We start from the raw sequence: 15,492 nt of genomic DNA, 5'->3' as shown, positions 1-15,492 counted from the left end.
AATTATACCACATTTACAATACTGATTTCACTATACGCGACGACGTTTCGGCGGACGGCATCCATTGTGAGGAACCGGAGTTACGTCTTTAATAAGGTTAACTTCAAGCCCTGCAGCTTGAAGGGAACGGATGGCTGCTTCGCGGCCCGCGCCCGGTCCTTTAACCATAACCTCAACCGACTTCATGCCGTGCTCCATAGCTGCTTTAGCTGCTGATTCAGCTGCCATTTGCGCTGCGAATGGAGTCGACTTACGGGAACCTTTAAATCCTTGGCCGCCGGAGCTTGCCCAGGAAATTGCATTTCCGTGAGGATCTGTGATGGTAACGATGGTGTTATTGAACGTGGAACGAATATGTGCCACGCCGGATTCGATATTTTTACGGTCGCGACGTTTGGTACGTACGACTTTTTTCGGTTTAGCCATTGTCTCTTATCCCCCCTTATTATTTCTTCTTGTTTGCTACCGTACGACGCGGGCCTTTCCGGGTACGGGCATTGGTTTTAGTACGTTGACCGCGAACAGGCAATCCACGACGGTGACGAACACCGCGGTAACAGCCGATCTCAGTAAGACGTTTAATATTCAAGGAAATTTCACGACGCAGGTCACCTTCAACCTTAACCGTTTTGTCGATCGTTTCACGCAGTTTGCTGACTTCATCTTCCGTCAAATCACGGACACGTGTATTAGCGCTAATGCCTGTTTCATTAAGAATTTTCTGAGAAGTCGTTTTACCGATTCCGAAAATATAAGTCAAGGCGATCTCAACGCGTTTGTCACGTGGCAAATCCACTCCAGCTATACGAGCCATTTTACGCTACACCCCCTTCTTAACCTTGTTTTTGTTTGTGTTTCGGATTTTCGCAAATCACCATAACAGTCCCTTTGCGGCGGATTACTTTACATTTCTCGCAAATGGGCTTTACAGAAGGTCTTACCTTCATGTTAATTACCTCCTCAAAGTTTTGCGAAGCAAAACTTTTTTCGTAGTTCCCATCTATTTACGGTAAGTTATACGACCTTTTGATAAATCATAAGGCGATAACTGCACGACCACTTTGTCTCCGGTCAAAATACGGATAAAGTGCATCCGCAATTTACCGGATACATGGGCAAGTATTTGATGACCGTTCTCAAGCTCAACCTTAAACGTTGCATTTGGCAACGGTTCAAGGACAGTACCTTCTACTTCAATGACATCTTCCTTAGCCACAGTTAGTCTCCTTTCTCATAAGCACTTATTCCGGTTGGGCCAGCATACTTCGTCACTGCGAAACGCAGCTTTCCGTTTGTTACCCGCCCAGTTTCTTCCAAACTGTTCACAACCTCACTGCTGATGAAGGGTATGAGCTCAAGATGAAGAATATTCTTCTTCTTTGGCCCATCAAACTTACGTTTGTCTCCATCTGCAATGTATACAAATCTGCTATCAACAACTGCGATAACAACGGCTGCCTCTCCGGCATCTTTGCCTTTGAGAATTCTCACTAATTGACCAACCTGCGGGCTGCTCACAGTATTCAAGTGGAGATCACCTACGCATTCAGTTTTGTGAAAATTTCCATGCCGTCCGGAGTAACTGCTACTGTATGCTCAAAGTGAGCACATAGGGAGCCATCCACCGTAACGACAGTCCAGTTATCTTCCAGCGTTCTGACATGTCTCTTTCCTACGTTTACCATCGGCTCAATCGCGAGTACCATACCCGGTTTCAGACGTGGTCCGCGGTCCGCTATGCCATAATTCGGAATTTGCGGTTCTTCATGCAGTTTTGCCCCAATACCATGACCAACATACTCACGTACGACTGAGAAACCAGTCTCTTCGATGTATTGCTGGATAGCATGGGAGATTGTAAACAAGCGCACATCCGGCTTAACTAACGCCAGTCCCGCGTACAAGGAGCCTTCCGTAACGTCCAGCAAACGCTGAGCCTCTTCGGAAATGCTGCCCACACCGTAGGTCCAGGCGGAATCACCGTGATAACCGCGGTACTCTGCACCGATATCCAGCGTTACAATATCGCCTTCGATCAGTTTGCGTTTACCTGGAAATCCATGCACTAATTGTTCGTTGACTGAAGCGCAAATGCTGGCAGGAAAACCGTTGTAGCCTTTGAAAGACGGCACAGCACCTTGACTGCGAATGTATTGATCGGCGATTCTGTCGAGATCGCCCGTTGTAATGCCAGGCTCAATGGCCTCAGCAATAAGACGGTGACACTCGGCAACAATTCGACCAGCTTCCCTCATAAAGGCAAGTTCCTGTTCGGATTTACAAATGATCATTACATTAACCCCGCAATAAAGATACGATTTCAGAAGAAACGACATTGATTTCGTTTTCCCCATTTACCTGACGCAAAAGACCTTTATTATCATAAAACGCAAGCAGCGGCGCTGTCTTATTATCATACTCATCCAGACGCTTGCCTACACTTTCTTCGTTGTCATCCGGACGTTGATACAATTCACCGCCATCAATGTCGCAAATGCCATCTTGCTTCGGCGGGTTGAAGATTAAATGGTAGGATGCTCCGCAAACTGTGCAGATACGACGTCCAGTAAGACGCGCCATCAACAGTCCACGGTCAACATTCAAGTTGATGACATGATTCAAAGAAGTATTCAAACGGCTTAGAATTTCATCCAGCGCTTCCGCTTGCGAAAGAGTTCTTGGAAAACCATCCAATAGAAATCCTTTTTCGCAATCGGACTGCTGCAGCCGTTCTTCAACTATACCAATGGTCACATCATCTGGTACAAGCAAACCTTGATCAATAAATGATTTAGCCTTCAATCCTACTGGAGTCTCTTGTTTGATTGCCAAACGGAAAGCATCTCCTGTCGAAATATGCGGAATGCCAAACTCTTTTATGATCTCAGCCGCTTGTGTTCCCTTGCCTGCCCCAGGAGGGCCCATGAATAAAATGTTCACGATTTCTCTCTCCCCCCAAAAGTTCGCCACCAAGCAAGAAACAGCACAATAGGTGCCGGGAAGAATAAAAAATTACGCTTCACCGGAACCTATCGCCTATTTATTGATGAAGCCTTTGTAATGGCGTTTGATCAATTGGCTCTCGATCTGCTTCATAGTATCCAATGCCACACCGATTACGATTAGCAGTGAAGTACCACCAATTCGAACTTCTTTAGGCAATCCAGATAAAGCACCGAAGAACATCGGCAATACAGAGATCAAAGCCAGGAACAATGCGCCGGACATAGTCAGACGAGACATTACTCTAGTCAAATATTTCTCAGTAGCTTTACCAGGACGGATACCTGGAATGTAACCACCATTCTTCTTCATGTTATCAGCCATCTGCTGAGGATTCATCTGCACGAACGTATAGAAGAACGTGAACCCGATGATCATCACTACATACAGAAGCATACCAAGTGGTGCATCAGTTGCCAAATACTTGGCAATCCATTGAGCCCAGGCATGTGTTGACCAGAAACTGGAGAGAACAACTGGGAACTGAAGCAGTGATACGGCGAAGATAACCGGAATTACACCAGCCGCATTAATTTTCAGCGGAATGTGCGTATTCTGTCCACCGTACATTTTGTTGCCGACTACGCGTTTAGCGTATTGAACAGGAATCTTCCGAATACCTTGCTGTACGAAGATAACTGCTGTAATAATCGCTACAATCACAATCAGCACAATAACGACTTTAAGAATATTCAGGAACACTTGATCCGGCTGAATAAAGCTTGAGTTAGCCGTACTCGTGATATATCCCGGGATGGCGGCGACGATTCCCGCAAAAATCAGGATCGAAATCCCGTTCCCGATTCCCTTTTCGGTAATCTGTTCACCAAGCCACATCAGAAAAGAAGTACCAGCCGTCAAGATAATGGCAACCAGTAAGTAGTCAGCAAATGTCGCATTCGGCATCATTTGAGTTCCATAAATCCGGTTAAACCCTATCGACGTAGCAAAACCTTGGATCAGGGCCAAAATCACAGTACCATAACGAGTGATTTGCGCTAGTTGTTTTTTACCGTGCTCCCCTTGTTTAGCCCATTCAGCAAACTTAGGAACAACATCCATCGACAGCAATTGCACGATGATGGATGCTGTAATGTACGGATAAATACTTATCGCAAATATCGAGAAGTTTTTGAGCGCTCCGCCCGAGAAGGTGTTCAAAAGTCCCATCAAAGCGTCACCGCTTTGATTTGCTGTTTCCAGTACATCTTTGTTCACACCAGGAACCGGTACAAACGAACCGATACGGTAGATAATCAGAATGAACAAGGTAAACAGGATCTTTTTGCGCAAATCTTCCACATGCCAGATATTCTTAAGCGTCTTGAACATTAGATCACCTCGGTTTTACCGCCGGCAGCCTCGATTTTCTCTACCGCAGATTGAGAGAACTTATTTGCTTGTACAGTCAATTTAACGGTTAACTCACCATTGCCGAGAATCTTAATGCCGCTTTTGGAATTCTTGACAACACCAGTTTCAAGCAACAACTGCGGAGTCACTTCTGTTCCTTCTGCAAAGCTATTCAGATCTTCAAGGTTCACAATCGCATACTCTTTACGGGTAGGATTGACGAAACCACGTTTAGGCAGACGACGATAGAGCGGATTTTGTCCACCCTCGAAGCCCGGACGAACACCACCGCCAGAACGTGAGTTTTGACCTTTGTGACCGCGACCGGAAGTTTTACCATTTCCGCTACTTGGTCCACGACCAACGCGATTGCGTTCTTTGCGGGAACCAGGAGCTGGAGCAAGTTCATGTAACTTCATCGTTTGCACCTCCTTATGTTTGTTAATTTATGCGAGGCGATTAGCCTTCAATTTCAGTTACAGATAGCAAGTGACTCACTTTGTTGATCATTCCGCGAATTGCAGGACTGTCATTGTGAACCACTGTCGTGTTGAGTTTACGTAGGCCGAGCGTCTTAACAGTAACACGTTGTGTTTCTGGACGTCCGATTACACTACGTACGAGGGTAATTTGCAATTTTGCCATTGACGTTCCCCTCCTTAACCGCGCAATTCTTCGACAGATTTGCCGCGAAGTTTCGCGACCTCTTCAATGCGTTTCAGACGGGAAAGTCCCTCCAAAGTTGCATTGACCATGTTCATGGAATTCGAAGAACCCAGTGATTTTGTCAAAATGTCGCCAACGCCTGCCAATTCCAATACCGCACGAACTGGACCGCCAGCGATAACGCCAGTACCCTCTGATGCTGGTTTCAGCAACACGCGTCCTGCGCCGAAGTGGCCAGTAACGAGATGGGGAATCGAAGTTCCTACGATTGGAATGTGAATCAGGTTTTTCTTGGCGTCTTCAATGCCTTTACGGATGGCATCCGGAACTTCGCCGGCTTTACCGATACCAGCACCGACGTAGCCATTGCCATCGCCCACAACAACGAGTGCACTAAAGCTGAAACGGCGTCCGCCTTTTACAACTTTTGCTACACGGTTAATGTGTACAACTCTTTCTGTCAGTTCTAAACTGTTCGGATCTACACGCAAGTCGTTAACCTCCTTTTAAGAATTATTCTAGAATTCAAGACCAGCTTCACGAGCTGCGTCAGCCAATGCTTGAATTCGTCCATGGTACAAGTAACCTCCGCGGTCGAATACGACCACTGCATAGCCTTTTTCTTTAGCACGCTCAGCGACCAATTGGCCAACTTTCGCTGCAGCTTCAACGCTGCCGCCATTACCGATGTTAGCGCTCAGTTCTTTATCAAGTGTAGAAGCGGATACGATAGTAACCCCTTTAACATCATCGATCAGTTGAGCGTAGATGTGTTTTGAAGAACGGAATACGTTCAAACGTGGACGCTCAGTAGTTCCCTGGATCTTCTTACGAACACGCAGGTGTCTTTTGAGACGAGCCTTGTTTTTATCTTCTTTTGTAATCATGACTTCCCTTTCACTCCCTTCAGTTTGCCGTAAACAGCTTCACTTTAAGATGCACGGGGTATCTTACAATTAAGTTCAAACTGGTTATTTCTTCTTACCAGCTTTACCTTCTTTGCGGATGATACGCTCGCCTTCATATTTGATACCTTTACCTTTATACGGTTCTGGCTCACGAACGGAACGAATTTTAGCAGCATATGCGCCAACGCGTTCTTTATCGATACCTTTAACGATGATCTTCGTGTTCGCAGGAACTTCAAACTCAATACCTGCTTCCGGTGTAATTTCAACCGGGTGGGAGTAACCAACGTTCAGAACGACTTTATCTCCGGATTTGCTTGCACGATATCCGACCCCAACCAATTCCAGAGATTTCGAGAAACCTTCAGTCACGCCTGCTACCATGTTGTTGACAACGGAGCGGGTTGTGCCGTGAAGTGAACGATGCAATTTGTTATCCGACGGACGAACAACGGTAATTTCGTTATTTTCAACTGTAACCTTCATGTCTTTATGAAGCTCACGAGTCAAAGAACCTTTTGGACCTTTTACTGTAATAACGGCGTTGTCCAAAGTGACATCTACACCGCTAGGTACTGCGATTGGTTTACGACCAATACGAGACATGTGTTGCACCTCCTTATCTTGTGACGTTTATTACCAAATGTAGCAGACAACTTCTCCGCCAGATTTTGATTGACGAGCTTCTTTGTCGGTCATAACTCCCTTAGATGTGGAGATAATCGCGATTCCTAGACCACCGAGTACACGAGGCACTTCATTGCTCTTCGTGTATACGCGAAGGCCTGGTTTACTGATTCTTTTCAAACCAGAAATAACACGCTCTTGGTTAGGGCCGTATTTCAAGAAGATACGGATAATCCCTTGTTTGCTATCTTCAACGAATTCCGCATCGCGGATGAAACCTTCACGCTTCAAAATGTCAGCGATTTGTTTCTTCATAGTAGAAGCAGGCATTTCTACCGTTTCGTGACGCACAATGTTAGCGTTACGAATACGAGTAAGCATATCTGCAATAGGATCAGACATAGTCATGTGTGTAAACCTCCTTCCCGTTTATAAACTTCTTACCAACTTGCTTTTTTCACGCCAGGGATCTGGCCTTTATAAGCTAATTCACGGAAACAAATTCTGCAAATTTTGAACTTTTGCAGTACCGAATGTGGACGACCACAACGTTCGCAACGTGTATATGCACGTACTTTAAACTTAGGCGTACGTTGTTGTTTAACTTTCATCGAAGTTTTTGCCACTTAGCCTGACACCTCCTAAACATTTTCGGAGAAAATGGATTAACCGACTTTATTTTGCGAAAGGCATTCCCAGCTGACCCAGCAGCTCGCGGGATTCCTCGTCCGTCTTAGCAGTCGTTACAATAACGATGTCCATACCGCGGACTTTATCCACTTTGTCATATTCGATCTCGGGGAAGATCAATTGTTCTTTAAGACCAAGTGTGTAGTTACCACGGCCGTCAAAGGCTTTAGTGGAAACACCACGGAAGTCACGTACGCGTGGAAGCGTTACGTTGAACAATTTGTCCAAGAAGTAATACATACGCTCGCCGCGCAGTGTTACTTTAACCCCAATCGGCATATTTTCGCGTAGTTTGAAACCAGCGATGGATTTTTTAGCTTTAGTGATTACTGGTTTTTGACCAGCGATCAGCTGCATGTCATTAACTGCAGCATCAAGTACTTTGGAGTTTTGAACAGCGTCACCCACACCCATGTTGATGACAACCTTCTCGATCTTAGGCACTTGCATAACAGTTGTATAGTTAAACTTCTGCATCAAAGCAGGTGTTATTTCGTTGAGATAACGTTCTTTCATTCTTGCTGCCATGAAGATTTAACCTCCTTTCTTAAGGGCTAGATTAGTCGATAATCTCTCCGGATCTTTTAGCAATCCGAACTTTTTTACCGTTGTCCAATACTTTGTAACCGATACGTGTTACTTTGCCGGACTTCGGATCGATGTGCATTACGTTGGACACATGAATCGAAGCTTCCTGCTCAATAATTCCACCCTGTGGATTCAGCTGGTTCGGCTTTTGGTGTTTTTTCACCATATTGACGCCTTCTACCAGAACGCGGTTTTCACGAGGATAAGCAGCGATGACACGGCCTTTTTTGCCTTTGTCTTTACCACTAATCACAAGCACCACATCATCTTTCTTCACGTGCAGTTTATTGTTATGGGATTCCAGAACTTTTTTCACTCTAGGCATTTATTACACCTCCTATAACTAACCTTCAACTTATTGGTGCTCGTGTTTATTAGATTACTTCCGGTGCCAAGGAAACGATCTTCATGTAGTCTTTATCGCGAAGTTCGCGAGCAACTGGTCCAAAGATACGTGTTCCACGAGGGCTTCTGTCGTCTTTAACAACAACAGCTGCATTTTCGTCGAATGCGATGTAAGATCCATCTTTACGACGAACGGAACGTTTCGTACGAACAACTACCGCTCTAACAACATCACCTTTTTTGACAACGCCGCCTGGTGTTGCTTGTTTAACGGAACAAACGATCAAATCACCGATTGCTGCTGTACGGCGTCCAGTACCACCCAGTACGCGGATACACATCAGTTCCTTCGCACCAGAGTTGTCAGCCACATGCAAGCGTGTAAATGGTTGAATCATTATAATTTCCTCCTTCCGGAAAAACTCTTTTGATTATCTTAGATGATAACCGCTTTTTCAACCACTTCAACTAGTCTCCAACGTTTGTCCTTGGACAACGGACGAGTTTCCATGACTTTTACGGTATCGCCAATTTTCGCAACGTTTTCCTCATCATGTGCTTTGAATTTCTTCGTAGACTTGATGCGTTTGTGGTACAAGTTATGCTTCTTATAGGTTTCAACAGCGACTACGATGGTTTTATCCATTTTATCACTGACCACTTTACCGATTAGCACTTTACGTGCATTACGTTCTTCGCTCATTAGTTAGCCTCCTTCCTGAATACGGATCTGAGATCCGTCTCACTTAACTAATCCCAAGCACTCTTTGATGGATCACGGTTTTAGCACGAGCTATTTCCTTACGCACGTCACGAATCCGAGTCGGGTTGTCCAGTTGGCCAGTTGCCAATTGGAAACGGAGATTAAAAAGTTCCTCTTTGAATCCAGCGATCTTTTGTTCAATCTCAGCAGTGGTTAAGTTGCGAAGTTCATTAGCTTTCATTTGCTTCACCACCCAATTCTTCACGTTTCACAAACTTAGTCTTAACAGGCAGCTTGTGAGCGGCAAGACGCATCGCTTCACGAGCGATTTCTTCCGACACGCCTCCGAGTTCGAACATAATCTTGCCCGGTTTAACTACGGCTACCCATTTCTCAACGTTACCTTTACCACTACCCATACGAACCTCGAGAGGCTTTTGAGTAATAGGCTTATCTGGGAAAATCTTGATCCAAACTTGACCGCCACGTTTGATATAACGTGTCATTGCGATACGAGCAGCTTCGATCTGACGGTTAGTGATCCAAGATGGTTCCATTGCAACCAGGCCGAATTCGCCGAAGTTCAATTCAGTACCACCCTTTGCCATACCCTTCATGTGTCCGCGTTGTTGCTTGCGGTGTTTTACGCGTTTTGGTACCAACATGATTAGTTGCCTCCTTCCTGAGCAGCTTGTTTCTTAGCTGGGGGAAGAACTTCTCCACGGTAGATCCATACTTTTACGCCGATAAGACCGTAAGTTGTATGTGCTTCAGCCGTTCCGTAATCGATATCGGCACGAAGCGTATGAAGTGGAACTGTTCCTTCGCTATAACCTTCTGAACGAGCAATCTCAGCTCCGCCAAGACGTCCGCCTACTTGAGTTTTAATCCCTTTTGCGCCAGAACGCATTGTTCTTTGAATCGCTTGTTTGAGTGCACGACGGAACGATACACGACGTTCCAATTGTTGAGCAATGCTCTCAGCTACAAGAATTGCATCCAATTCAGGGTGCTTGATTTCATTGATGTTGATGTGTACTTTTTTGCCACCAGCGATTGCTGTAACTGCGCTGCGAAGTACTTCTACTTCTGCTCCGCCCTTACCAATAACCATACCTGGTTTAGCAGTGTGAATTGTAACGTTCACGCGGTTAGCCGCTCTTTCGATCTCGATATGGGAAACAGCGGAATCCTTCAACTTACCTTTAAGGTATTCCCGGATTTTGACGTCTTCCATCAGAAGAGTACCGAAATCTTTTCCTGCATACCATTTAGATTCCCAATCGCGAATGATCCCGATCCGGAGTCCGATTGGATTTACCTTTTGACCCACGTGTTATCCCTCCTTATTTCTCAGATACCACCAGTGTAATGTGGCTCGTGCGTTTATTGATCCGACTTGCGCGGCCCATGGCGCGCGGACGGAAACGTTTCATAGTAGGTCCTTGGTTAACGAAAACCTCGCTAACGAACAAACTGTTCACGTCCAAAGAATAGTTATGCTCAGCATTCGCAATTGCCGAATTAAGCAACTTCTCAACGACCGGAGAAGCGGATTTCGGAGTGTGGCGAAGAATAGCAATTGCTTCCCCCACTTGCTTACCACGAATCAAGTCAACAACCAGTTTCGCTTTACGAGCGGAAATCCGCACCGATCTTGCATGTGCTTTTGCTTCCATTGTTTAACCTCCTTTCAAACAGAGACCTTATTATTATCTTCTTGTTTTCTTATCGTCACCCGCGTGGCCTTTGTAAGTACGTGTTGGCGCGAACTCGCCCAACTTGTGACCTACCATATCTTCTGTTACGTATACAGGCACGTGTTTACGGCCGTCATATACACCAAACGTATGTCCGATAAACTGAGGGAAAATGGTTGAGCGACGGGACCAAGTTTTAACTACAACCTTTTTTTCAGCCTCGTTCAGTTCCTCAACTTTTTTAAGCAGGTAGCCATCGATAAACGGCCCCTTCTTTAAACTGCGACCCATGTGTGAATCCTCCCTTCATCCGGTTCTTCAAACCGCGAATCGACGCTTCGCGCTTTATTAACTTGCCAGAAGCGTCTTATTTTGTGCGGCGGCGAACGATATATTTATCAGATGCCTTGTTTTTCTTACGCGTTTTGTAACCAAGGGTTGGTTTACCCCATGGAGACATAGGCGATTTACGTCCGATTGGAGCGCGGCCTTCACCACCACCGTGTGGGTGATCGTTCGGGTTCATTACTACACCGCGTACTTCAGGGCGACGGCCCAGCCAGCGACTACGTCCAGCTTTACCGATTTTGATCAATTCATGATCTTCGTTACCTACGGAACCGATAGTTGCACGGCACACGCTAAGGATCTTACGAACCTCACCGGATGACAAACGAACGGAACAGTATTTTTCTTCTTTACCAAGCAATTGAGCTTCTGTACCAGCAGCACGAACCAATTGTCCGCCTTTACCTGGTTTCAACTCAATGTTGTGGATAACTGTACCCACTGGGATGTTCTCCAGCGCAAGACTGTTACCAATTTTGATGTCGGCTGTTGGGCCGGACTCTACTTTATCCCCAACTTTTAGGCCTTTAGGAGCGATGATATAACGTTTCTCTCCATCAGCATAGTGGATCAAAGCAATATTAGATGTACGGTTCGGGTCATACTCGATTGTAGCAACGCTACCTGGTATGCCGTCTTTAGTCCGTTTGAAGTCGATAATACGGTATTTACGTTTGTGTCCGCCGCCATGGTGACGAACCGTAATTTTACCTTGGTTGTTGCGTCCCGCATGTTTGAACAACGGAGAAAGCAACGATTTCTCTGGCTGGTTTGTTGTGATTTCTTCAAACGTAGACACAGACATATGGCGTCTTGCCGGAGAGGTCGGTTTGTACTTTTTGATTGGCACTATAGTTTCCTCCTTACTTTAAGAGTATTATTCTACCGCTTCAAAAAATTCAAGCGGTTTGCTGTCCGGGCTAAGCTTAACGATGGCTTTTTTCCACTCTGGAGTGTAACCAGAATATTTACCATAACGTTTCAGTTTGCCAGGCACGCGCATTGTGTTCACATTAGTTACTTTTACTTTGAAAATAGCCTCGACAGCTTTTTTGATTTCGGTTTTGTTAGCACGGATATCCACTTCAAAAGCGTATTTCATTTCGCTCATGTAGTCGGAAGTACGTTCCGTAATCACCGGACGTTTGATAATATCACGAGGATCTTTCATTACGCGAACACCTCCTCTACCTTCAGAACTGCTTCTTTAGTGATGATCAGTTTGTCGTACGTCAGTACGTCAAGAACATTAATGCCGTCAGCCGCTACGAATTTCACCCCAGGGATGTTACGAGCGGAAAGTGCTACGTTATCATCATAGCTAGTAGCTACGATCAAAGCTTTGCGTTCCACTTTCAGGTTGTTCAAGATTGCTGCGAATTCTTTCGTCTTCGGAGCATTCATTGTCAAGCTATCCAATACGATAATGTCATTCTCGAGTACTTTCGAGGACAAAGCGGATTTGATCGCCAAACGACGAACCTTCTTAGGCAATTTCCAGGAATAGCTACGTGGTGTTGGTCCGAAGACAACGCCGCCGCCTTTCCATTGTGGAGAACGAATGGATCCTTGACGAGCGCGACCTGTACCTTTTTGTTTCCAAGGCTTACGTCCACCGCCACGAACTTCAGAACGTCCTTTTACTTTGTGTGTACCACGACGAAGGGAAGCTCTTTGCATAAGCGCAGCTTCATGTAGAACGTGCTCATTCGGTTCAATACCGAATACTGTATCGCTAAGTTCTACTTCACCAACTTCGTTGCCACTAATATTAAAAAGTGTTACTTTTGGCATTTCATGTTCCTCCTTTCTTAGGTAATTATTTCTTAACGGTTTGTTTAACTTTCACGAAGCTGTTTTTAGGACCTGGGATAGCGCCTTTAACCAGCAATACGTTACGTTCAACGTCAACCTTGATGATTTCAAGCTTTTGAACCGTGATAGTCGTGTGACCCATATGTCCTGGGAGGCGTTTGCCCTTCGGAACACGGTTAGCTTGGATAGAACCCATGGAACCCGGTCTTCTGTGGTAACGCGATCCGTGTGCCATTGGTCCGCGGCTTTGTCCCCAACGTTTGATGTTACCTTGGAAACCTTTACCTTTAGATGTGCCAGTTACGTCAACAAATTCGCCCTCAGCAAAAATATCAGCCTTCAGTTCTTGTCCAACCTCGAGAGACCCGAGGTCAACACCGCGAATTTCACGAACGTAGCGCTTAGGTGTTGCATTTGCCTTTTTGGCGTGACCTTGTTCAGGCTTATTGGAGCGACTTTCTTTTTTATCAGAAAAGCCCAATTGCACTGCTTCATATCCGTCGATATTCAGGTCTTTCTTTTGCAGTACTACACAAGGTCCTGCTTCGATAACAGTAACAGGAATTACGTTACCTTCTGGAGTAAACACTTGAGTCATACCGAGTTTTTTTCCTAAGATACCTTTCAATGTTGACACCTCTTTTCTTTTCCTAAGTTGCTAAAAATAGAATTACAATTTGATTTCGATATCTACACCGGACGGTAGATCCAAGCGCATCAAGGCATCCACAGTTTGTGGTGTTGGGTTCACAATATCGATCAAACGTTTGTGAGTCCGTTGTTCAAACTGTTCACGGGAATCCTTGTACTTGTGTACCGCACGGAGAATAGTAATGATTTGCTTCTCAGTTGGCAACGGAATCGGTCCAGATACACCAGCACCCGAACGTTTTGCAGTTTCAACGATTTTCTCTGCGGATTGATCAAGAATTCTGTGGTCGTATGCTTTCAAGCGAATACGAATTTTTTGCTTTGCCATTTTAGTCCCTCCTTCTATCGCCCAATTTATTATCGGACATACTCCGTGAAAATTTTCTGACGTCGACCTCATGGCAAAGGGGCCGGGTGTGTCAGTAACCTCTCACATCATCGCAACGTCTCAGAACAACATTTATTATTATATATAATAGGCAGCAGTATTGCAAGCTAAAATAACAAAACAACGCATATTTTTTTCATGCGTTGCTTTATTACTGTTATATAGGTTAAAGATTCTCAGTGGCAGACTTAAAAAACTCAGCTGACTCCGCAGTCTGTGCTGTTGCTGACCCAATTCCCTTTATTGTCTGAATCAATGTTCTTATTTCTTCTTCTACTATAACAATCTCTTGTGTGCTACTCCTCATCGCCTCTACAATTTCGGAAAACAAAAGACTAGTCTCAACGGATTGATGTTTCCCACTTTTGATTAGCTCTTGTACCTTACGTATCTCCTCAACAACCTGTTGTGTGAGACTTCCCGATTTATAGGTCAGCTCTACGATCTGAATAACAGTATTCTTCGTATCCTCTGCCAACCGACTAACTTCTTGAGCAACTACACTAAACCCTCTACCATGCACTCCGGCTCTAGCGGCTTCTATCGTTGCATTAAGTGAAAGAATTTTAGTTTGATCTGCAATATCTTTAACTGAGTTTACGATTTTTTGAATTTGTTTAGAGGAATTGCTTAATTCGTGGACTGAATGTTCCATTTCACTAGTACTTTGATAAATAAGATTAATCTGTCCTGTTAAGCTATCCATATGCTCATGTCCATCTGTAGCCAACCCCTGCGACTCTACAGCGGATGTAGCTGTACGTTGGAATGTTCTACTCACTTCATTGCTACTGGCTACTAGCTGCTTTACAGCGGCATTTGTGTCGATACTAAAATCTATTAATTCGCTGCTGAATTCAGCAATTTTCTGCTTTAATTCATTTTTAACCAAAAGGTATTGCTGTTCCTTCTCTTTGACGTTCTCCTTCTCGTATTCCTCCAGGACAAGTTGTTGTTCAAGGTTAAGCAGCTTAGTTACGGTCTTAACTACATGTAGACGTGTATTGTCATCATGTGTCTCATTATAGATAACTTGTATAAAAACGTTCTGAAGATTTTGAAAAGCGGATAAGTACCATTTAGGCTCAAGTCCTACTCTTTTATGAATATTAGCAATCTTCATTCGCTTTGCTATGTATTCTTCATCTACTTTGCCATCAAAAATTTCAATGATATGCTCGCGGAGTGTTGTTTTCAACCTCTCGATACTACTATGCTCCAATATAATGGCTTCGAGTTTATCCACACCTAATACCGAATTATAAAATTGATCAATTATATAGTCTATATTCTTTTCAACGCTAGGCTTTACCCTACGTAATAAGTTCAAATCTGATTCAGATAGATCAATCATTCTCATTTGCTCATTGAGTTCGTCATAACCCTCAAGAGTATGAAAAAAATCTTCAGTACGCTTAGTCTGGTGTTTATGTTCTATCAAATTAGGGGTGTGAGAATCCTCATTATTATTACGTGATGTTATAGCATGCATGAATGAAAAAGGACATTTTCCCATGTTATCACCCTCCCCTTAATTACTATTTTTTTACAATATTACCTTCCTTTCATTTTACTCTATGATTATTAAAATTGTAAACAATTTATCGTTGAATTTTGTTGAATTTTGTAGAATAATTCGAAATTTCATACTTAATTTATCGTATATTGTCGAATTTAAGAAGATTTATCCTATAAAATAACAAAAAG

Annotated in this window: 30 protein-coding genes; all 30 read right to left on the bottom strand. The window is 44.3% G+C overall.

Annotation, left to right across the window (positions count from 1 at the left end; genetic code table 11):
- Nucleotides 1–30 precede the first annotated feature (30 nt).
- Nucleotides 31–426: a 30S ribosomal protein S11 gene (rpsK, locus tag MKY52_RS12130; protein ID WP_019908251.1), complete on the bottom strand. Its 396-nt coding sequence runs from the start codon at nucleotides 424–426 to the stop codon at nucleotides 31–33.
- A 19-nt stretch (nucleotides 427–445) separates the two neighbouring features.
- Complete coding sequence (gene rpsM, locus MKY52_RS12125) at nucleotides 446–814, bottom strand: 30S ribosomal protein S13 (RefSeq protein WP_036680583.1); 369 nt, start codon at nucleotides 812–814, stop codon at nucleotides 446–448.
- 19 nt (nucleotides 815–833) lie between these two features.
- Nucleotides 834–947 (bottom strand): 50S ribosomal protein L36, encoded by a 114-nt coding sequence (gene rpmJ, locus MKY52_RS12120; RefSeq protein ID WP_003322638.1) that lies wholly within the window; start codon nucleotides 945–947, stop codon nucleotides 834–836.
- 53 nt (nucleotides 948–1,000) lie between these two features.
- The gene (gene infA / locus MKY52_RS12115) at nucleotides 1,001–1,216 is read right to left on the bottom strand and encodes a translation initiation factor IF-1 (protein ID WP_036652996.1); all 216 of its coding nucleotides are present in this window, start codon (nucleotides 1,214–1,216) and stop codon (nucleotides 1,001–1,003) included.
- 2 nt (nucleotides 1,217–1,218) lie between these two features.
- A complete protein-coding gene (locus MKY52_RS12110) occupies nucleotides 1,219–1,527 on the bottom strand; it encodes a KOW domain-containing RNA-binding protein (RefSeq protein ID WP_076300964.1) in 309 nt (102 codons plus the stop codon).
- A gap of 11 nt (nucleotides 1,528–1,538) precedes the next feature.
- Complete coding sequence (gene map / locus MKY52_RS12105) at nucleotides 1,539–2,291, bottom strand: type I methionyl aminopeptidase (RefSeq protein ID WP_341051516.1); 753 nt, start codon at nucleotides 2,289–2,291, stop codon at nucleotides 1,539–1,541.
- 4 nt (nucleotides 2,292–2,295) lie between these two features.
- Nucleotides 2,296–2,940: an adenylate kinase gene (locus MKY52_RS12100; RefSeq protein WP_042192162.1), complete on the bottom strand. Its 645-nt coding sequence runs from the start codon at nucleotides 2,938–2,940 to the stop codon at nucleotides 2,296–2,298.
- A gap of 96 nt (nucleotides 2,941–3,036) precedes the next feature.
- Nucleotides 3,037–4,335: a preprotein translocase subunit SecY gene (secY, locus tag MKY52_RS12095; RefSeq protein WP_042131218.1), complete on the bottom strand. Its 1,299-nt coding sequence runs from the start codon at nucleotides 4,333–4,335 to the stop codon at nucleotides 3,037–3,039.
- On the bottom strand, nucleotides 4,335–4,775 hold the full coding sequence (gene rplO, locus MKY52_RS12090; RefSeq protein ID WP_036680569.1) for a 50S ribosomal protein L15: 441 nt from the start codon (nucleotides 4,773–4,775) through the stop codon (nucleotides 4,335–4,337). Before rplO ends, secY begins: the two co-directional genes overlap by 1 nt.
- Before the next feature lie 40 nt (nucleotides 4,776–4,815).
- Entirely contained in the window at nucleotides 4,816–5,001 is a 186-nt protein-coding gene (gene rpmD, locus MKY52_RS12085; protein ID WP_036680567.1) for a 50S ribosomal protein L30, read from the bottom strand.
- A gap of 14 nt (nucleotides 5,002–5,015) precedes the next feature.
- A complete protein-coding gene (rpsE, locus tag MKY52_RS12080) occupies nucleotides 5,016–5,513 on the bottom strand; it encodes a 30S ribosomal protein S5 (RefSeq protein ID WP_036652980.1) in 498 nt (165 codons plus the stop codon).
- A gap of 27 nt (nucleotides 5,514–5,540) precedes the next feature.
- Nucleotides 5,541–5,909 (bottom strand): 50S ribosomal protein L18, encoded by a 369-nt coding sequence (rplR, locus tag MKY52_RS12075; protein WP_042131220.1) that lies wholly within the window; start codon nucleotides 5,907–5,909, stop codon nucleotides 5,541–5,543.
- Between the two features lie 84 nt (nucleotides 5,910–5,993).
- On the bottom strand, nucleotides 5,994–6,536 hold the full coding sequence (gene rplF, locus MKY52_RS12070; RefSeq protein WP_042192166.1) for a 50S ribosomal protein L6: 543 nt from the start codon (nucleotides 6,534–6,536) through the stop codon (nucleotides 5,994–5,996).
- Between the two features lie 30 nt (nucleotides 6,537–6,566).
- On the bottom strand, nucleotides 6,567–6,965 hold the full coding sequence (rpsH, locus tag MKY52_RS12065) for a 30S ribosomal protein S8 (protein ID WP_036680560.1): 399 nt from the start codon (nucleotides 6,963–6,965) through the stop codon (nucleotides 6,567–6,569).
- 32 nt (nucleotides 6,966–6,997) lie between these two features.
- Nucleotides 6,998–7,183 carry a type Z 30S ribosomal protein S14 gene (locus MKY52_RS12060; RefSeq protein ID WP_013312154.1) on the bottom strand — a complete coding sequence of 62 codons (186 nt, stop codon included), beginning with the start codon at nucleotides 7,181–7,183 and terminating at the stop codon, nucleotides 6,998–7,000.
- 49 nt (nucleotides 7,184–7,232) lie between these two features.
- Nucleotides 7,233–7,775 carry a 50S ribosomal protein L5 gene (gene rplE, locus MKY52_RS12055; RefSeq protein WP_042131222.1) on the bottom strand — a complete coding sequence of 181 codons (543 nt, stop codon included), beginning with the start codon at nucleotides 7,773–7,775 and terminating at the stop codon, nucleotides 7,233–7,235.
- Nucleotides 7,776–7,806: 31 nt separating this feature from the next.
- Nucleotides 7,807–8,160 carry a 50S ribosomal protein L24 gene (gene rplX, locus MKY52_RS12050; protein ID WP_076286851.1) on the bottom strand — a complete coding sequence of 118 codons (354 nt, stop codon included), beginning with the start codon at nucleotides 8,158–8,160 and terminating at the stop codon, nucleotides 7,807–7,809.
- 49 nt (nucleotides 8,161–8,209) lie between these two features.
- Nucleotides 8,210–8,578, bottom strand: coding sequence for a 50S ribosomal protein L14 (rplN, locus tag MKY52_RS12045; protein ID WP_036680556.1), 369 nt, complete (start codon nucleotides 8,576–8,578; stop codon nucleotides 8,210–8,212).
- A 38-nt stretch (nucleotides 8,579–8,616) separates the two neighbouring features.
- Nucleotides 8,617–8,883, bottom strand: coding sequence for a 30S ribosomal protein S17 (rpsQ, locus tag MKY52_RS12040; protein ID WP_042131223.1), 267 nt, complete (start codon nucleotides 8,881–8,883; stop codon nucleotides 8,617–8,619).
- A 43-nt stretch (nucleotides 8,884–8,926) separates the two neighbouring features.
- A complete protein-coding gene (gene rpmC, locus MKY52_RS12035; protein ID WP_019908232.1) occupies nucleotides 8,927–9,124 on the bottom strand; it encodes a 50S ribosomal protein L29 in 198 nt (65 codons plus the stop codon).
- The gene (rplP, locus tag MKY52_RS12030) at nucleotides 9,114–9,548 is read right to left on the bottom strand and encodes a 50S ribosomal protein L16 (protein ID WP_042131224.1); all 435 of its coding nucleotides are present in this window, start codon (nucleotides 9,546–9,548) and stop codon (nucleotides 9,114–9,116) included. The genes rpmC and rplP overlap by 11 nt, the downstream gene beginning before the upstream one ends.
- Nucleotides 9,549–9,550: 2 nt before the next feature.
- Nucleotides 9,551–10,216 (bottom strand): 30S ribosomal protein S3, encoded by a 666-nt coding sequence (gene rpsC / locus MKY52_RS12025; protein ID WP_042192169.1) that lies wholly within the window; start codon nucleotides 10,214–10,216, stop codon nucleotides 9,551–9,553.
- 13 nt (nucleotides 10,217–10,229) lie between these two features.
- A complete protein-coding gene (gene rplV / locus MKY52_RS12020; protein WP_036680546.1) occupies nucleotides 10,230–10,562 on the bottom strand; it encodes a 50S ribosomal protein L22 in 333 nt (110 codons plus the stop codon).
- A gap of 33 nt (nucleotides 10,563–10,595) precedes the next feature.
- Complete coding sequence (gene rpsS / locus MKY52_RS12015) at nucleotides 10,596–10,874, bottom strand: 30S ribosomal protein S19 (protein WP_036652940.1); 279 nt, start codon at nucleotides 10,872–10,874, stop codon at nucleotides 10,596–10,598.
- Nucleotides 10,875–10,950: 76 nt separating this feature from the next.
- On the bottom strand, nucleotides 10,951–11,781 hold the full coding sequence (rplB, locus tag MKY52_RS12010) for a 50S ribosomal protein L2 (RefSeq protein ID WP_042192171.1): 831 nt from the start codon (nucleotides 11,779–11,781) through the stop codon (nucleotides 10,951–10,953).
- Nucleotides 11,782–11,808: 27 nt separating this feature from the next.
- Nucleotides 11,809–12,102 carry a 50S ribosomal protein L23 gene (rplW, locus tag MKY52_RS12005; RefSeq protein WP_036680537.1) on the bottom strand — a complete coding sequence of 98 codons (294 nt, stop codon included), beginning with the start codon at nucleotides 12,100–12,102 and terminating at the stop codon, nucleotides 11,809–11,811.
- On the bottom strand, nucleotides 12,102–12,725 hold the full coding sequence (gene rplD, locus MKY52_RS12000; RefSeq protein WP_042192174.1) for a 50S ribosomal protein L4: 624 nt from the start codon (nucleotides 12,723–12,725) through the stop codon (nucleotides 12,102–12,104). The genes rplW and rplD overlap by 1 nt, the downstream gene beginning before the upstream one ends.
- Before the next feature lie 25 nt (nucleotides 12,726–12,750).
- Entirely contained in the window at nucleotides 12,751–13,374 is a 624-nt protein-coding gene (gene rplC / locus MKY52_RS11995) for a 50S ribosomal protein L3 (protein ID WP_076286852.1), read from the bottom strand.
- A gap of 42 nt (nucleotides 13,375–13,416) precedes the next feature.
- Entirely contained in the window at nucleotides 13,417–13,725 is a 309-nt protein-coding gene (gene rpsJ, locus MKY52_RS11990) for a 30S ribosomal protein S10 (RefSeq protein ID WP_017692074.1), read from the bottom strand.
- A gap of 226 nt (nucleotides 13,726–13,951) precedes the next feature.
- Nucleotides 13,952–15,301 carry a globin-coupled sensor protein gene (locus tag MKY52_RS11985; protein ID WP_341051515.1) on the bottom strand — a complete coding sequence of 450 codons (1,350 nt, stop codon included), beginning with the start codon at nucleotides 15,299–15,301 and terminating at the stop codon, nucleotides 13,952–13,954.
- Between the last annotated feature and the right edge of the window lie 191 nt (nucleotides 15,302–15,492).

Origin of the sequence: Paenibacillus sp. FSL P4-0184 (assembly GCF_038004625.1) — a bacterium.
GTDB lineage: Bacteria > Bacillota > Bacilli > Paenibacillales > Paenibacillaceae > Paenibacillus_AQ.
The sequence above is the reverse complement of the archived record's forward strand: the minus strand, read 5'-3'. Positions and strand labels throughout refer to the sequence as shown.